This window comes from Mesorhizobium sp. CCNWLY176 (genome assembly GCF_037153935.1).
GTDB classification, from domain to species: Bacteria; Pseudomonadota; Alphaproteobacteria; order Rhizobiales; family Rhizobiaceae; genus Mesorhizobium_M; species Mesorhizobium_M zhangyense.
Genome location: NZ_JBBBDZ010000010.1, coordinates 1 through 15,115, shown reverse-complemented (window position 1 = coordinate 15,115; position 15,115 = coordinate 1). Strand labels below are relative to the sequence as shown.

16 protein-coding genes are annotated in these 15,115 nt (G+C 61.2%); 12 read left to right on the top strand and 4 right to left on the bottom strand.

Features of this window, described 5'->3' with window-relative positions:
* Positions 1–98: 98 nt before the first annotated feature.
* From WBQ96_RS17155 to WBQ96_RS17145, 3 genes are all read right to left on the bottom strand, one after another.
* On the bottom strand, positions 99–725 hold the full coding sequence (locus WBQ96_RS17155) for a TadE/TadG family type IV pilus assembly protein (protein ID WP_336552200.1): 627 nt from the start codon (positions 723–725) through the stop codon (positions 99–101).
* Positions 726–777: 52 nt separating this feature from the next.
* Complete coding sequence (locus tag WBQ96_RS17150; protein WP_165118894.1) at positions 778–1,386, bottom strand: TadE/TadG family type IV pilus assembly protein; 609 nt, start codon at positions 1,384–1,386, stop codon at positions 778–780.
* 162 nt (positions 1,387–1,548) lie between these two features.
* Positions 1,549–1,983 (bottom strand): pilus assembly protein N-terminal domain-containing protein, encoded by a 435-nt coding sequence (locus tag WBQ96_RS17145; protein ID WP_165118893.1) that lies wholly within the window; start codon positions 1,981–1,983, stop codon positions 1,549–1,551.
* Positions 1,984–2,320: 337 nt separating this feature from the next.
* Here WBQ96_RS17145 and WBQ96_RS17140 point away from each other — a divergent pair, with 337 nt between their 5' ends.
* The 9 genes from WBQ96_RS17140 (at position 2,321) to WBQ96_RS17100 (ending at position 11,313) form a co-directional block, all read left to right on the top strand.
* Positions 2,321–2,491, top strand: a complete 171-nt coding sequence (locus tag WBQ96_RS17140; RefSeq protein ID WP_091911174.1) for a Flp family type IVb pilin — start codon at positions 2,321–2,323, stop codon at positions 2,489–2,491.
* Positions 2,492–2,637: 146 nt separating this feature from the next.
* Positions 2,638–3,159 (top strand): A24 family peptidase, encoded by a 522-nt coding sequence (locus tag WBQ96_RS17135; RefSeq protein ID WP_336552195.1) that lies wholly within the window; start codon positions 2,638–2,640, stop codon positions 3,157–3,159.
* A 193-nt stretch (positions 3,160–3,352) separates the two neighbouring features.
* Positions 3,353–4,165: a Flp pilus assembly protein CpaB gene (gene cpaB / locus WBQ96_RS17130; RefSeq protein ID WP_336552193.1), complete on the top strand. Its 813-nt coding sequence runs from the start codon at positions 3,353–3,355 to the stop codon at positions 4,163–4,165.
* Positions 4,166–4,251: 86 nt separating this feature from the next.
* The gene (locus tag WBQ96_RS17125) at positions 4,252–5,733 is read left to right on the top strand and encodes a type II and III secretion system protein family protein (RefSeq protein WP_336552513.1); all 1,482 of its coding nucleotides are present in this window, start codon (positions 4,252–4,254) and stop codon (positions 5,731–5,733) included.
* A gap of 15 nt (positions 5,734–5,748) precedes the next feature.
* Positions 5,749–6,480: a CpaD family pilus assembly protein gene (locus WBQ96_RS17120; RefSeq protein WP_336552191.1), complete on the top strand. Its 732-nt coding sequence runs from the start codon at positions 5,749–5,751 to the stop codon at positions 6,478–6,480.
* Between the two features lie 12 nt (positions 6,481–6,492).
* Positions 6,493–7,773 (top strand): AAA family ATPase, encoded by a 1,281-nt coding sequence (locus tag WBQ96_RS17115; RefSeq protein ID WP_205826705.1) that lies wholly within the window; start codon positions 6,493–6,495, stop codon positions 7,771–7,773.
* A gap of 28 nt (positions 7,774–7,801) precedes the next feature.
* Positions 7,802–9,289: a CpaF family protein gene (locus tag WBQ96_RS17110; protein WP_336552188.1), complete on the top strand. Its 1,488-nt coding sequence runs from the start codon at positions 7,802–7,804 to the stop codon at positions 9,287–9,289.
* Between the two features lie 14 nt (positions 9,290–9,303).
* Positions 9,304–10,317, top strand: a complete 1,014-nt coding sequence (locus WBQ96_RS17105; protein WP_336552187.1) for a type II secretion system F family protein — start codon at positions 9,304–9,306, stop codon at positions 10,315–10,317.
* 6 nt (positions 10,318–10,323) lie between these two features.
* Positions 10,324–11,313: a type II secretion system F family protein gene (locus WBQ96_RS17100; RefSeq protein WP_165118885.1), complete on the top strand. Its 990-nt coding sequence runs from the start codon at positions 10,324–10,326 to the stop codon at positions 11,311–11,313.
* A 73-nt stretch (positions 11,314–11,386) separates the two neighbouring features.
* Here the strand turns inward: WBQ96_RS17100 and WBQ96_RS17095 are convergent, their stop codons facing one another.
* Positions 11,387–12,208 (bottom strand): tetratricopeptide repeat protein, encoded by an 822-nt coding sequence (locus WBQ96_RS17095; protein WP_336552186.1) that lies wholly within the window; start codon positions 12,206–12,208, stop codon positions 11,387–11,389.
* A gap of 130 nt (positions 12,209–12,338) precedes the next feature.
* On the opposite strand from WBQ96_RS17095, the gene WBQ96_RS17090 reads away from it, so the two are divergent.
* From WBQ96_RS17090 to WBQ96_RS17080, 3 genes are read left to right on the top strand one after another with little or no spacing between them, the layout of a single operon-like run.
* Complete coding sequence (locus tag WBQ96_RS17090; protein WP_336552184.1) at positions 12,339–13,712, top strand: leucyl aminopeptidase family protein; 1,374 nt, start codon at positions 12,339–12,341, stop codon at positions 13,710–13,712.
* A gap of 56 nt (positions 13,713–13,768) precedes the next feature.
* Positions 13,769–14,119 carry a MarR family winged helix-turn-helix transcriptional regulator gene (locus WBQ96_RS17085; protein WP_336552181.1) on the top strand — a complete coding sequence of 117 codons (351 nt, stop codon included), beginning with the start codon at positions 13,769–13,771 and terminating at the stop codon, positions 14,117–14,119.
* On the top strand, positions 14,116–14,976 hold the full coding sequence (locus WBQ96_RS17080) for a C40 family peptidase (RefSeq protein ID WP_336552179.1): 861 nt from the start codon (positions 14,116–14,118) through the stop codon (positions 14,974–14,976). Before WBQ96_RS17085 ends, WBQ96_RS17080 begins: the two co-directional genes overlap by 4 nt.
* Positions 14,977–15,115 lie beyond the last annotated feature (139 nt).

Below are 15,115 nucleotides of genomic sequence, written 5' to 3'. Positions count from 1 at the left end.
CACCAAGGTTACCCGCAAGACATAGGGGCGCTCTTGCGCATTGGCAATTCGGAAACACCAAGGCGTTTTACCGTGGGATAAAGACCCACGCCCGCGGATCAGCAGTCGGTGCAGGTGATGGTCTTGGTTATGCGCGGCCGCAGATAGTAAGTTTCGCTCATCGAAATGCCGTCGAAGGCAGCGGCAAGGCCAAGCACCGGCTTTTGCGCTGCTGTCCAGGCGATGAGCGGTAGATAGGCGAGGTCGCTTTCGACTCGGATCAGGAATGTGTTCCTGATCTTGAGTTCAGCCGGAACCGTGGTCTCTTGCTTCGTCGGCTTGGGCGGGTATGGCTCGGAAAAGGCCCCGTCGATCATCTGCCGCGACCACGCGACCTGCACCTTCGGCGAGTCCTCGTCCGTGATTTCGATCGCGGTCACGATAATCGTCGGCTTCGAGCGGTTGTAAGGCTGGATGCTCGACTGACCGATCTGCATGATCGATTCCAACGCGGATTTTGTCACTGAAGTCTGCTGCGTGACGAGATCGGCGACCATGCTGCCGATGCGCCCGATCTTCTTGTTGGCCTCGATGCCTTGCGACACTTCCATGGTCACGAAATACATGGATAGCAGCAACGGCGCGATGAGCGCGAACTCGACCGCAGCCAGCCCCCGCCGGTCGGCATAAAGGCCCGCCGCCTTGCGGCAAAGCCGCGCCAGTACCGAATGTGCCCCCGCACCCATAAGCATTCCTTGCCCCTTCATTTGACTGGAACCGTTTCCCGCCATCTCGCGCTCAGTCGTTGAAAGGCTCGTTCTGCCAGGTCACGGTGGCAAACTGCAGCGTCTTGCCGTCGCTGAGATTGGACATCGAAGCCCGCAGGAAATCCGTGATGACCGGCCATTTGTAGAAGACGCGCAGCATGTTCTTGGTTTTCGAAGCGCCCGGTTCCACCGAGGGTACCGGACCAGCCACTCCGTCTTTCGTCAGAACGATTTCTCCGTTGACGATCTTGAAACCGGCGGCGGCCGCGTCTGCAAAGGTGTCGTATTTGCGCAGGTCGACGAGCAGGTTGCCGGCACATCCCTTGCTGACCATGATCTTGATGCGGTCGCAGATCAATGTCTTGAGCTTGTCTTCATCCAGCTTGTCCGCACCGCTGCCCGGCCTGATCTGGCCGGTGCGCAATTGCCGTGCGACATCGTCCGTGGCGTTGGAAATGACCTGCTGGGCCGCAAAGGAAATGCAGCTCTCCAATATGGCGAAGATCAGCAATGAAAAGGGGATGACGAGCATCGCGAATTCGATTGCGGTCGCGCCGCTCCGATCGCGGCCGAACCGCGCAAAGACGCCGCGACGTCTGGCGCGATCTGGGCCGTTCCCCGCTTCGGAGTTGTCTTTCATGCCCGTTCCCCGCCGATTCCCGTCTGTTATCGGAAGACCCTAACGCAAATCCGTTGAGGCCCGGTTTGGATGACGAATAAATTTCGCGGGGGTTTGTTTACCGGGCAGCAACCATGCCGGTCGCTGCAATGTCCGAAATGAAATTGAAGAAGCGGTCACGCCTTATTGGCCGGAACTCATCTCCACTTCAGATGTCCGCTCGGCTTCGCTCTTGTAGGAACTCTCGCAGTAAGGTGTGCAGGAAAGGGTCTGTACGTCGGCACGCCGGTATATCCGCACGGAGGAGGCGTCGTGGCGGCCGACAATCACCTGTTCGTCGACGATCGGGCTGCCCTGCTGGTCGAGGACGACCAGATTGGTGACGCCGAAACCTTTGCCGGTGAGAACGATGGTCGTCGAATCCTGAACCGATGCATCGGCAATCGCCGGATTGCCGACGACGATCGTGTCTGCCGGGCGGGACAGTTTGACGATCTTGGCCTGGTTCATGATGACTTCTATGCCCGCGCCCGCCTGTGCAGGCGTGGCAAGGGCAACCGCAGCGACCAGCCCGGCAAGAGCGCCGGCGACACAAATGTATGACTGCGACCTGGCCATGCGGCGCTCCGATGAATGAAGTCTTCAACGGAAAATGAACGATATTGGTGAACCAACGGTTAAATGGTTGCAACAAGCCCTGCGCTACGGGCGCCGGGCGCCGCCCTGACACCTTCTTAAACTCCCCGGACGCCCGAAATGCAGGTGATTACGCGGCTTTTTAGCCTTTTGAGCTTTAGCGTGCGATTAACCACACAACTTGTCTGAAGCTGGAAAGAATTCGGTAAGGCTGTTTGTTAAGTCGATGGAAAGAGCTGCTCGCTAGATTGTGACCATCCGATCAATGCACCAGAAAAATTGACGGAAGTGCTGTAACACGTGGAGTAGGAGCTCTCATATGTCCAAGATCTTTGCACGTTTCGTAAAAGACGAATCCGGCGCGACCGCTATCGAATACGGTCTGATCGCCGCCCTTATCGCTCTCGCCATCATGGCCGGCGCTGGCGCACTCGGCAACACCATCAGCGCCAAGTTCAACAGCATCGCGTCGACGCTGAACGGCGCTTGAGCCGCATCAAGACTGCATTTCAATGCACGAAAGGGCCGCCGCAATGGCGGCCTTTTTGTTTTCGATCGGACGATCAACTCACCAATCCTTAATCGGAGCGGCTTAAGATAGTTTCGACCGTTTTACTCACTTCGTGCGTGGCGCCGATGCTTGAAGCTCTGATCTTCGTCGTCTTTCCTTTCTGCATGCTCTTCGCGGCAATCTCCGACATGCTGTCGATGACCATCGCTAACACGGTGTCGATTGTTCTCGTGGTCGTCTTTGCAATCGTGGCGCCGCTGACCGGCATGGACTGGTCGGCCTACGGCCTGCACTTTGCCGCAGGCGGCATCGTCTTGCTGGTGACCTTTGGATTGTTTGCGCTCGGCGGGATGGGCGGCGGCGACGCGAAACTGCTGGCGGCGACCGCATTGTGGATGGGCCTGAGCACCCACCTTGTCGAGTATCTCGTCATATCCGCCTTTCTCGGCGGCTTGCTGACGATCGCCATACTGAGCTTCCGGGCCTCGGGATTGGCTCTGTTCACTTCCAGGAACATCTTTCTGCGAAACTTTGCCGACAAGTCGGTCGGCGTTCCCTACGGCATTGCGCTTGGACTTGGCGGGCTGATTGCCTATCCGGGTTCCCCACTGATGGTCTGGGCCTTAGGGCAGCTCGCCGCAAAGTAAATTTCCTGCAGCTACTGTCTGACGTGCAACGGCTCGAAACAATCCGTTGCGCGGTGTTTTTATGCTCAGCGCACTTACTTGCGTAAACACTAAATTAATCACGACCATAAGCAATCCATTAACCTTAATTTGACGATTGGCTGTGCAATCTCCGCCTTGGCTATGAGGGTTGCAAAGGGCGAGGTTTGGACGAATGGTTGCATCCAGACTGATTATATTGAGCGTAGCGGTCGCCGCTGCAGGCGGAGCGGGTTACGTTGCCAAGAATATGGCGACGGCACCCCAGGAAATCGTGATCGATTCCGGTCCGCAGCAGCCTGCGATCCAGCTTGCCGACGTGCTGGTCCTGTCCGGCGATGTGCCGATGGGCGAAGCGGTGGGCGATCGTCTTTCCTGGCAATCCTGGCCGGCCGACAACGTCAATGCCAGTTTCGTGACACGCGCAGCCGATCCTGAGGCTATCGACAAGCTGAAGACGTCTCTGGCGCGGGTCGCCATGTATAGCGGCGAGCCGCTGCGGCGCTCCAAGCTGGTCGGCGAAGGCCAGAGCTTCATGTCGTCGATCCTGCCATCCGGAACTCGCGCCATCGCGACACGCATCGCAGCCGACACTTCGGCCGGCGGCTTCATTCTGCCCAACGATTTCGTCGACGTGATCATGACGCGCCGCGCCGACGCCAGCAATTCCGGCTCCGGCTTCATCACCGAGACCATCCTGAGGAATATCAAGATTCTGGCGATCGACCAGGCGATTCAGGAAGACGAGGAAGGCCGGCGCGTGAAGGTTGGCGAGACCGCAACGCTCGAACTGACCCCGCAGCAGGCCGAAATCATAACGGTCGCCCAGCAGATGGCGGATCGATTGACCCTTTCCCTGCGCTCGGTCGCCGATGCGCAGGAAAAAGCGGGCGACGAGGCCGACTACCTCGTTACGGGAAATGGTCGGCGCGGCACCATACGCCTGATCAAGTCGGGCGAAGTGACCGAAGTGGGAGCCAGGAAATGAGCTCGAACAAGTCGAATCCAGTCATTGGAACGCGTGGCCGTTACCGTGCTTTGAGGCACGCGATCACGCTGGCTACGAGCTTTGCGATGCTGTTCGGCACTGCCGGCCTGGAAGGGCCTATCAAAGCCCAGGCTGCCGGCCAGGCGCAAGTCGGGTCTTCCACGCGCGATAACCAGCGCGTCAAGCTCGGTCTCAACAAGTCGATCGTCATCGACCTGCCCGCCGACGCCTATGATATTCTTGTTGCGAACCCGGCGGTCGCCGATGCGGTCACCCGCACCGCGCGCCGCATCTATCTCTTCGGTAAGGCGGTCGGCGAAACCAACATCTTCGTCTTCGGCGCGAACGGCGAACAGATCGTCAGCCTGGAGCTTGCGGTCGAGCGCGACGTTGCCGGTCTCGAAGACTACATCAAGCGCTTCATTCCCGGCTCCGAGATCAAGGTCGAACTCATAAACGACAACGTCGTCCTCACCGGCACCGTCGAAACGCCGCTGGACGCAAAACGCGCGGCCGAGCTTGCCGGGATTTTCGTCTCGGGCGGTGAAGCCACGACCGGCCAATATGCGCAGACCGCGACTGGCGGCTCCACCTACGGCGGCGTCGACATCAACAATCCGGATTCCGAACGCCGCGTCAGCAAGATCGTCAACCTCCTCCAGATCATCGGCGAGGATCAGGTCACGCTGAAGGTGACGGTGGCCGAAGTCAGCCGCAACGTCATGAAGCAGCTCGGTGTTAACATGATCGCCGGTGGCGACAGCAACGGTATTAGCTGGGGAGCCGTCAGCGAGAACGCATTCGGGTTGGGGAAGCCGCTCTCACAAGGTGGATTTTCGGTCGGTGGCTCGATGCTCGATGCTTACATCAATGCGATGGAGCAATCGGGCGTGATGAAGACGCTCGCCGAGCCGACGCTAACTGCCGTTTCGGGTGAAAAGGCAACTTTCAAGGTCGGTGGTGAATTCAATCTGGTTACTGGTGTCACGAACGCTGTTTCAGACGACAACAAGAACGGCGCGACTGTCTATGAGGTCGAAAAGCTGGAATATGGCATCGGGCTCGAATTTCAGCCTGTGGTGCTTTCGCCAGGCCGCATCAGCCTAAAGGTTAGGACCTCGGTTTCCGAACCGACCAATGAGGGTTCTACCCAACTTAGGGGCTCCGGAAGTCAGGTGGGGACCAACTTGCTGTCCATCCGCAAGCGCCTTGCCGACACCACGGTCGAACTGCCTTCCGGCGGATCGATGATGATCGCCGGCCTGGTCCGCGACGACATTCGCCAGGCGGTAAACGGGCTGCCTGGCCTGTCCAAGATCCCGGTGCTCGGCACCTTGTTCCGCAGCCGGGATTTCGTGCGCAACGAGACCGAGCTTGTCATCATCATCACGCCCTATCTTTCCAAGCCGGTCGCCCGCAATGCGCTCGCCAAGCCGGATGACAATTTCAATGCCGCCAGCGACGGCGCCGGGATGTTTCTCGGCAAGGTCAATCGCGTTTACGGCACCATGCAGACCAACAGACCGAACGGCCGCTATCACGGCGTCGTCGGCTACATTTACAAATGATCGGGGAAACGGGGCATGGAAAAGGCAACGTTTGATACCAGCATCGCCGCCGAATTTGGACACCCCCGCCGCGGGCGGATAGTGCTACCGGTGCTCGCCGCGATCGCTGTCGTGCTGCTTGCCGGCTGTGCTTCCAAGCGCGACAGCATCACCGTGGGCGCGATCCCGGACGACTATCGCACCAACCATCCGATCGTGATCGCCGAGAAGGAGCAGGTGCTCGACCTGCCCGTCGGCGCCAGCGAGCGTGGCATGACGCGCATCCAGCGTGTGGCTCTGCAGGGGTTCCTGGCCAATTATGACCGGAGCGCAGCAGCCGTTCTCACCATTTTGACGCCTGCGGGAACGCCGAACGCGGCGGCAGCTAGCGATGCCGCAAGAGACTTCGCACGCTTTGCGCGGTCGAGGGGCGTCCATGAAAGCCGCATCATCGTTTCGCCTTACCAGCCGTCTTCGATAGAGGCCTCCGCCCCGATACGGGTGACCTATACCGCGATGCAGGCCCAGACCGGCCCCTGCGGCCGTTGGCCTGCCGACATTGCCGATACCAGCGAGAATAAGCACTACGCGAATTTCGGCTGCTCCTATCAGAACAATCTGGCCGCCCAGATCGCCAATCCGGCCGATCTTCTCGGACCGCGCCAGCCGACCGAAATCGATGCGGAGAACAGGTCGGACGCGATCGACCAGTACCATCTACGGGCAGTCGCTGACGACGTCCGAACCAATCGCGAAGTCAACTACTAGGGGCATCGGGTCATGAACAACCTGGCTTACGACACCAACCCCGACGGTGGCGACGCTGCTCAGCAGGACGTGGCCGCAATGAGCGCGATGCGGCCGGTTCCCCGCATCTCGATCCAGGCTTTCTGTGAAACCGACAGCATCGCAGGCCCTATCGAGCGCGCCGGCGAGGACCGCCGCATGGCCAAGGCCCATCTCAAGGTTCACATGGGCGGCGTGGCGACGGCTATCGAATTCTACCAGACGGCGCCGACGCCCAACCTCATCATCCTGGAGTCGCGCAGCGAGCCCAAGATGTTGCTGCAATCGCTGCAGGAGCTTTCGGAATATTGCGATCCAAGTTCCAAGGTCGTGATCATTGGCCACTACAATGATGTAGGGCTCTATCGCGAGCTGATCCGGTCGGGCATTTCCGAATATGTCGTCGCTCCGATCTCGATGGTAGATATCGTCAGCGTCATCTCCTCGCTGTTCGTCGATCCGGAAGCCGAACCCATCGGGCGCTCCATCGCCTTTATCGGCGCCAAGGGCGGCGTCGGTTCCTCGACGATCGCGCACAATATCGCGTGGAGCATGTCGACGCTGTTCAGCTCGGAAGTGATGGTGGCCGATCTCGACCTCGCCTTCGGCACCGCAAACATCAATTTCGATCAAGACCCGGCGCAAGGCATCGCCGAAGCCGTATTCGCGCCCGAACGCATCGACGAGGTCTATCTCGACCGCCTGCTGGCGCAATGCGCCGAGCGGCTTTCGCTTCTGGCAGCACCGTCAACGCTTGACCGCGTCTATGATTTCGATCCGGAAGCCTTTGCCCAGATCATCGACACCGCACAGCGCAGCGCGCCGCTTCTGGTGCTGGACGTTCCGCATATCTGGAGCGGCTGGTCGAAGAACACGCTGATGAAGGCCGACGACATCGTCATCACGGCGACGCCGGAACTGGCCAATCTGCGCAACACCAAGAACCTCATCGACATGCTGAAGAAGCTTCGCCCCAATGACGGGCCGCCGAAGCTCGTTCTCAATCAGGCAGGTGTGCCGAAACGGCCGGAGATCTCGGCATCGGATTTCGCCGAGCCGCTCGGCATCACGCCGATGGCCGTCATTCCCTTTGATCCGCTGCTTTTCGGCAATGCTTCCAACAATGGGCGGATGCTCGGCGAGATGGATGCGAAAAATCCGATCGTGCAGATCATCAACGACATGTCCCATGTCCTGACCGGCAGAAGCGAGATCAAGTCCAGGAAGAAAGCCGGTCTGGGCGGCCTTCTCGGCAGGCTCAAGCGCAAGAAATAATCGTCAGGCAGCGGATCGGTAGTCGAGCATGTTCGGTAAAAGAGGCAATGAAGATGGAAGCCGGGCCAAGCCCGAGTTCCGCCCACCTGCATCGGTGGCGCCGTCGGCGGGCGTCGCTCTTGCCGCTCCGCCGCCACCTGTCGTCGAGGCCCGCACCCCGGCTGCACCTGCTCGCCGCCCCGTCGAAGCGCCGCCGCGGGCGCCCGAGCCGCGTAGGGCGCCGCGCGAACGCAGCGAGAGTTATTACGATACCAAGTCGCAGGTCTTTTCCGCGCTGATCGATACGATCGACCTGTCGCAACTGGCCAAGCTCGATCCCGACAGCGCGCGCGAGGAAATCCGCGACATCGTCAACGATATCATCGCGATCAAGAATTTCGCGATGTCGATCTCCGAGCAGGAAGAACTGCTCGAAGACATCTGCAACGACGTGCTGGGCTATGGCCCGCTGGAGCCGCTTCTGGCCCGCGACGACATTGCCGACATCATGGTCAATGGCGCCAAGCAGGTCTTCATCGAGGTCAACGGCAAGGTCGAGCAGACGGGCATCCGTTTCCGCGACAACCAGCAGCTTCTCAACATCTGCCAGCGCATCGTCAGCCAGGTCGGCCGCCGCGTCGACGAATCGAGCCCGATCTGCGACGCGCGCCTGCCCGACGGCTCGCGCGTCAACGTGATCGCGCCGCCGCTGTCCATCGACGGCACCGCGCTCACCATCCGCAAGTTCAAGAAGGACAAGCTCACCCTCGACCAACTCGTTCGCTTCGGGGCGATCTCGCCGGAAGGCGCGGAAGTACTGAAGATCATCGGCCGCGTCCGCTGCAACGTCATCATTTCGGGCGGCACGGGTTCTGGCAAGACGACGCTGCTGAACTGCCTGACCAATTATGTCGACCGTGACGAGCGCGTCATCACCTGCGAGGATTCGGCCGAGCTTCAACTCCAGCAGCCGCATGTCGTGCGTCTCGAAACCCGCCCGCCGAACCTGGAAGGCGAGGGCGAGGTGACCATGCGCGATCTGGTCAAGAATTGCCTGCGCATGCGGCCCGAACGCATCATCGTCGGCGAAGTGCGCGGACCGGAGGTCTTCGATCTCCTGCAGGCGATGAACACCGGCCATGATGGCTCGATGGGTACGATCCACTCGAACTCACCGCGAGAATGCCTCAACCGTATTGAATCGATGATCGCCATGGGCGGCTACACGCTGCCGCAGAAGACCGTGCGCGAGATCGTCGTCGGCTCGGTCGACATCATCATCCAGGCTGCCCGCCTGCGCGACGGTTCGCGCCGCATCACCCACGTCACCGAAGTGATCGGCATGGAAGGCGATGTCATCATCACGCAGGATCTGATCCTCTACAACATCAAGGGCGAGGACGCCTCGGGACGGCTGCTCGGCGAGCATGTCTCGACTGGAATCGGACGCCCGCATTTCTGGGATCGCGCGCGTTATTACGGCGAGGAGCAGCGCCTGGCCACCGCATTGGAAGCCATGGAAAAGCGGGCTGACTGAAAGACGAAAACCGGATGTTCGGCATAGACAGCACCGTATTGATCTTCATCCTTCTGGCCGGCGTCAGCGCCGGCGCGGTCGCTTATGCCTTCCTGTTCAAGTCGATCGAAAACGAGAAGAACGTCGGCAAGCGGCTTGACACCATCAAGGCCGCCGAGACCGATCGATCTGTGGTGAAAGCCGCGCGGGACCGGGTAAGCGAAGCCGCCAAGCGCCGCAAATCCGTCCAGGATTCGCTCAAGGAACTCGACGAAAAGCAGAAAGCCAACAACAAGAATACCAAGAAGCCGCCTTTGCGCATCCAGTTGCGTCAGGCGGGGCTGCAGGTCACGGTCGAGAGGTTCTACGTCTATTCGGTGATCTGCGGCGTTGTCCTGACCATCGCTGCCTACATGCTTGGCGCTCCACTTCTCGTTCTACCCGGTGCGCTGCTTGCCGGCGCGTTTGGTGTTCCGCGCTGGTTCGTTTCTTTCCTGCGCGCGCGCCGGGTCAAGGCGTTCCTGAATGAATTTCCCAACGCGCTCGACATCATCGTCCGCGCGGTCAAGTCCGGCCTGCCGCTCAATGACGGCATTCGCCTCATCGCCAATGAATCACCGGAGCCGGTCAAGACCGAGTTCCGCCGCATCGTCGAGGCGCAGCAGGTGGGCCTGTCCATCCCCGACGCCGCATTGCGCATGGGCGAAACCATGCCCTGTCCGGAAGCCGGGTTCTTCGGCATCGTCATCCAGATCCAGAGCCAGGCCGGCGGCAATCTGTCGGAAGCGCTCGGTAATCTTTCGAAGGTTCTGCGCGACCGCAAGAAGATGAAGGCCAAGGTGCAGGCGCTGTCCATGGAAGCCAAGGCATCCGCCGTCATCATCGGCGCCTTGCCGTTCATCGTCGCCTTCCTCGTCTACCTGTCGAGTCCGGCCTACATCATGCCGCTCTTCACCACGAGCACCGGCCATCTCATTCTGGGTATTTCAGGCGTCTGGATGTCGATCGGCATTTTCGTGATGCGCAAGATGATGAATTTCGAGGTTTAGACGGACATGACCGAGCAAGTCGTCAAAGCCCTGACCGATCCGTCCTTCCTCATCGCGCTGCTGGTGGGCATTGCGGTGTTCGCGACCATTTTCACCGCGCTCCCGGCGCTGGGCGGAAACACGCTGAAATCGCGGATGAAGTCCGTGGCGCTGGAGCGCGACGAACTGCGCGCCAAGCAGCGCATGCGCCTTGCCGCCGAAGCCGACCGCCGCCGCAAAGGGCTGCGTGAAGAGCAGTCGATCGGCATGCGCAACATCGTCGAGAAGCTTGACCTCAAGCGGGCACTGGTAGACGAAAACACACTCAACAAGCTCAAGGTTGCTGGCTTCCGCGGTCAAAATCCGCTGACCAAGTTCCTGTTCTTCCGGCTAGTCCTTCCATTTGTCGGCTTCATCATGGCCGGCGTCTATATTCTCGTTCTCGGCGGCCTGCCTGACCAGCCGCCTTTCGTGAAGCTGTTCGTCTGCATTCTTGTTGCCTATGCCGGCTTCTACGCGCCGATCCTTTACGTCAACAACCGCGCCACCAAGCGCAAGCAGTCGATCCAGATGGCATGGCCGGACGCGCTCGACCTGATGCTGATCTGCGTCGAATCCGGCATGTCCATCGAGGCCGCGATCCGCCGCGTCGCCGACGAGATCGGCACGCAGTCGGTGGAACTGGCCGAGGAACTGATCCTCACCAATGCCGAGCTTTCCTATCTTCAGGAGCGCAAGCAGGCCTATGAAAATCTTGCCAGCCGCACAGGTCTTGAATCGGTCAAGTCGGTGTCGCAGGCGCTGGTCCAGGCCGAGCGTTACGGCACGCCGATCGCTCACGCCCTGCGCGTGCTGGCCAGCGAAAGCCGCGACATGCGCATGAACGCTGCCGAGAAGAAGGCGGCAGCGCTGCCGCCCAAGCTCACCGTGCCGATGATCCTTTTCTTCCTGCCGGTGCTGTTTGCCGTGATCCTGGGACCGGCCGGCATTCAGGTCAGCGAGCGCGGCATCTTCTGAAAACTCCGCCCGAAAAACTAAAGACCGCACAGATGCTGCGCGGTCTTTTGCAAAGCGGTTTGAACGTCGCAGCTCAGTTCGTCGAGGGCTTCTTCTTGTCTTCGTTCTTGATCTGGTTCCAGGCGTTCTGCTGCGCCAGCATGTTGCGCAGATAGGCGACGTTGGCCTGTGCCTGCTCGGGCGACAGTTCCTGCTGGGCGATCTGCTCGGCTTCCTGGAAGCGGCCCTGGAGGCCGACGACGAGAGCGAGGTTCTGGCGCACGCGGCTATCGGCGCCGGGCGCGGAAGCTGCCGAGCGCATGTAGGTTTCGGCGGTCTTGAGATCGCCGGACAGCACGTAGGACATGCCGAGATTGGACAGGATCGACGGTTCGTTCGGCTTCAGGTCCATTGCCTTGCGATAAAGCTGGCGCGCCTGGTCGGACTGGCCGAGCTGGTCGAGGATCGCGCCTTCGGCCGAAACCAGCTTCCAGTCTGGATATTCCGGCGTCTGCGCGCGGCGCACCGCATCCAGCGCGGGCTCGAACTGGCCGACGGAAGCCAGCGCCTTGCCATAGGCCGCCAGCACGTCGCGGTCCTTCGGCAGCGCGATGGCCAGCTTGCGCATGACGGCGAGCGCCTGATCGGACTGGCCGTTCATCTGCAGCACGCTGGCGTAGCGCAGGGCGGTCGACTTGTCGTTGACGTTCTTCGTATAGGCTTGGCCGAGGGAGGCGGAGGCATAGCCGAGTTCGGTGGACGACATGGTGTCCACCGATTTACCGGATGCGCGCGACACGGAGCCGGTCGTCATCTTGTCGGTGGCGCAGCCGGCGACGCTGGCAGCGAGCGCTAGAAGCAAAGCGGCCGTCGCCAGCCTTTTCCCGGTTGCGTTCGGCGAACGATTGTTCAACATCGGCTCACGTCTCCATCCGTATCGATGGCCACGCTTCGGCCATCTTTCCCCTCTGGAGAAATATTCTGTTAACCCTAACGGACGGTTAAAAAACCGCTCGCGCCGCCGTCGAACAGTCAAGGAACCACGCATGCCGCTCGACCTCACCGAGAAAAAGCTGAAGCACTCGAACCCCGTCCATCTCGTCGCCAAGGGCGAGCTTGAAGCCGCGGGCCTCGATCCCGCTGCCAGCGCCTGGGCCAGACATAATGGATTCTCGGGCGAGGCTGGCCGCACGCTCGTCCTGCCGGGCGCTGACGGCGCTATCGCCGGCGCACTGTTCGGTCTCGGCAAGGCGGATGACGCCAACGGCGCACTTGCCATCGGCGCGCTTGCCAAGGCGCTGCCGGAAGGCGACTGGCATTTTGCGGCTTCGCCCGGCAACCCGGCGCTTGCATCGCTCGCCCTCGTTCTCGGCGGTTACGTCTTCACCCGTTACGGCAAGAAGCCGGGCAAGGAATTGCGCTTTTCGCTGCCGGACGGTGCCGACCGCAAGCAGGTCGAGCGCATTGCCGAGGGCGTGTTCCTGGCGCGCGATCTGGTCAATACGCCGACCAACGACATGGGGCCTGATGCGCTTGAAAAAGCCGCGCGCAAGCTGGCCAGGAAGCATGAGGCGAAGATCGACGTCATCACCGGAGACGACCTCCTCAAGCAGAACTTCCCGATGATCCACGCCGTCGGCCGCGCCTCGGCGGAAGCGCCGCGCCTGATCGACATCGTCTGGGGCGAGAAGAATGCTCCAAAAGTGACGCTGGTCGGCAAAGGCGTCTGCTTCGACACCGGCGGCCTCGATATCAAGCCTTCGAGCAGCATGCTCTTGATGAAGAAAGACATGGGCGGCGCAGCCAATGTGCTCGGCCTTGCTTCGATGATTATGAGCGCCGGAATGAAGGTTCGGCTGCGCGTGCTCATCCCCGCCGTCGAAAACGCCATCTCGGCGAATGCCTTCCGCCCGAGCGATATCTTGACCAGCCGCAAAGGCATCACCGTCGAGATCGGCAACACTGACGCCGAGGGCCGGCTGGTGCTGGCGGATGCGTTGGCGCTGGCCGACGAGGAAGAGCCGCAGCTTCTGGTCGACATGGCGACATTGACGGGTGCTGCCCGCGTGGCGCTCGGGCCTGACATTCCGCCCTTCTACACCGGCGACGATGCGCTTGCCGCCGACCTCGCCGCTGCGGCCAGCGCTGTCGAGGACCCGCTGTGGCGCATGCCGCTGTGGAAGCCTTACGATGCCAAGCTGTCGTCGAAGGTTGCCGACATCAACAATGTCACCACCGACGGTTTCGCCGGGTCGATCACGGCAGCGCTGTTCCTCCAGCGCTTCGTCGAGAAGGCGGCAAGCTGGGCGCATTTCGACATCTACGCCTGGAACCCGGCGGACCGGCCTTATGGCCCGGCGGGCGGCGAGGCGCAGGCGATCCGCGCGTTGGAGAAAGTCATTTCCGATCGCTACGGCTGATCCGCTTTTTGCCGGACTGAAACGGAACCGAAACGTTTTGCCGGCATGCTTGCGCGATGTCACTCCATTTGCGCCCCAGCCAGGCTTTGCGACTTTGGCAGCAGGTCATGCTTTCCGAAGTGCGCGATGACGCGCCTGATCTGACCGTGCGCCAGGCGGCGATCCTGTTGACGATCTATCTCGACCCGCCGCCGCACACGGTGCGCGGGCTTGCCGCCAAGCTCAACGTCACCAAGCCGGTGATCACCCGCGCGCTCGACACGATGGGCGCGCTGAAACTGGTGTCGCGCCACCGCGACGATCTCGACAAGCGCAACGTTCTGATCAGGCGCACGGTCGAGGGCGCGCTCTATGTCGAGCGGCTGGGCGATGCTATCATTGCCAAAGCAATGGAGTTGCCGCTTTGACCGCCCATGATGCCCGCCTGCATGCCTTCCGCGCTGACCTTGCCGATGCCCGGCTGCAGGGCGAAGTGTCCGCTGAGCGCTTCGTTTACGGCAGGCCGGCGCGCATTTCGGTGCCGGTTGCCGATGTCCGCAAGGCACCGCGGCCGGACGCCGGCGTCAACACGCAACTGCTTCTCGGCGACGACGTGATGGTGTTCGAGGAGGCCGAGGGCTGGGCCTGGGTGCAGGCCGAGCGCGACGGCTATGTCGGTTACGTCGCCGACACGGCTCTGACCGCACGAAATGCAATGCCGACGCATATCGTCTCAGCGCCGCGCAGCTTCGTCTATCCGGGGCCGGATCTGCGTTTCCCCCGCACCGCCGACCTGTCGATGGGATCGACGGTCACGGTCACCGGGGCTGCCGAAACACGCGGCACGGTCTATTCGGTGCTTGCGTCGGGCGAAGCGATGATCGCCGGCCACCTGCGCCCGATCGGCGAATTTGCCGCCGACTATGTCAGCGTCGCCGAGATGTTCATCGCCACGCCCTATCTGTGGGGCGGCGTGTCCGGTTTCGGCATCGATTGTTCTGGGCTTGTCCAACTGGCCATGCGCATGACCGGCAGGGACGTGCTACGCGATTCCGACATGCAGGCAGCGGACCTCGGCGAACCGCTTGACATAGGGCAGGATTTTTCAGGCCTGCGGCGCGGCGACCTGGTCTTCTGGAAAGGCCACGTCGCAATCATGACTGACCCCGAAAACATGATCCACGCCAACGGCCACACGATGATGGTTTCGCGCGAAGGCCTCAAGGATGCCATCGACCGCATCGGCTATCTCTATGGCGGGCCGACGGGGTTCAGACGACCTTAGCGCTGAGGCTGCACCCTTCCTTCTCCCCTTGTGGGAGAAGGTGGATTGGCGCGCAGCGCCAAGACGGATGAGGGGTGCTGGACGGAGTGATCCTTTCCAGGAAAGACCTGCAGGCTACCCGCTCATCGTCGCGTTCCTT

Bases quoted from the DNA above. Each gene is read 5' to 3' on its own strand.
- WBQ96_RS17155 (WP_336552200.1), bottom strand. From the start codon at position 725: ATGGGTGCGGGGGCACATTCGGTACTGGCGCGGCTTTGCCGCAAGGCG.
- WBQ96_RS17150 (WP_165118894.1), bottom strand. From the start codon at position 1,386: ATGAAAGACAACTCCGAAGCGGGGAACGGCCCAGATCGCGCCAGACGT.
- WBQ96_RS17145 (WP_165118893.1), bottom strand. From the start codon at position 1,983: ATGGCCAGGTCGCAGTCATACATTTGTGTCGCCGGCGCTCTTGCCGGG.
- WBQ96_RS17140 (WP_091911174.1), top strand. From the start codon at position 2,321: ATGTCCAAGATCTTTGCACGTTTCGTAAAAGACGAATCCGGCGCGACC.
- WBQ96_RS17135 (WP_336552195.1), top strand. From the start codon at position 2,638: ATGCTTGAAGCTCTGATCTTCGTCGTCTTTCCTTTCTGCATGCTCTTC.
- cpaB (WP_336552193.1), top strand. From the start codon at position 3,353: ATGGTTGCATCCAGACTGATTATATTGAGCGTAGCGGTCGCCGCTGCA.
- WBQ96_RS17125 (WP_336552513.1), top strand. From the start codon at position 4,252: ATGCTGTTCGGCACTGCCGGCCTGGAAGGGCCTATCAAAGCCCAGGCT.
- WBQ96_RS17120 (WP_336552191.1), top strand. From the start codon at position 5,749: ATGGAAAAGGCAACGTTTGATACCAGCATCGCCGCCGAATTTGGACAC.
- WBQ96_RS17115 (WP_205826705.1), top strand. From the start codon at position 6,493: ATGAACAACCTGGCTTACGACACCAACCCCGACGGTGGCGACGCTGCT.
- WBQ96_RS17110 (WP_336552188.1), top strand. From the start codon at position 7,802: ATGTTCGGTAAAAGAGGCAATGAAGATGGAAGCCGGGCCAAGCCCGAG.
- WBQ96_RS17105 (WP_336552187.1), top strand. From the start codon at position 9,304: ATGTTCGGCATAGACAGCACCGTATTGATCTTCATCCTTCTGGCCGGC.
- WBQ96_RS17100 (WP_165118885.1), top strand. From the start codon at position 10,324: ATGACCGAGCAAGTCGTCAAAGCCCTGACCGATCCGTCCTTCCTCATC.
- WBQ96_RS17095 (WP_336552186.1), bottom strand. From the start codon at position 12,208: ATGTTGAACAATCGTTCGCCGAACGCAACCGGGAAAAGGCTGGCGACG.
- WBQ96_RS17090 (WP_336552184.1), top strand. From the start codon at position 12,339: ATGCCGCTCGACCTCACCGAGAAAAAGCTGAAGCACTCGAACCCCGTC.
- WBQ96_RS17085 (WP_336552181.1), top strand. From the start codon at position 13,769: ATGTCACTCCATTTGCGCCCCAGCCAGGCTTTGCGACTTTGGCAGCAG.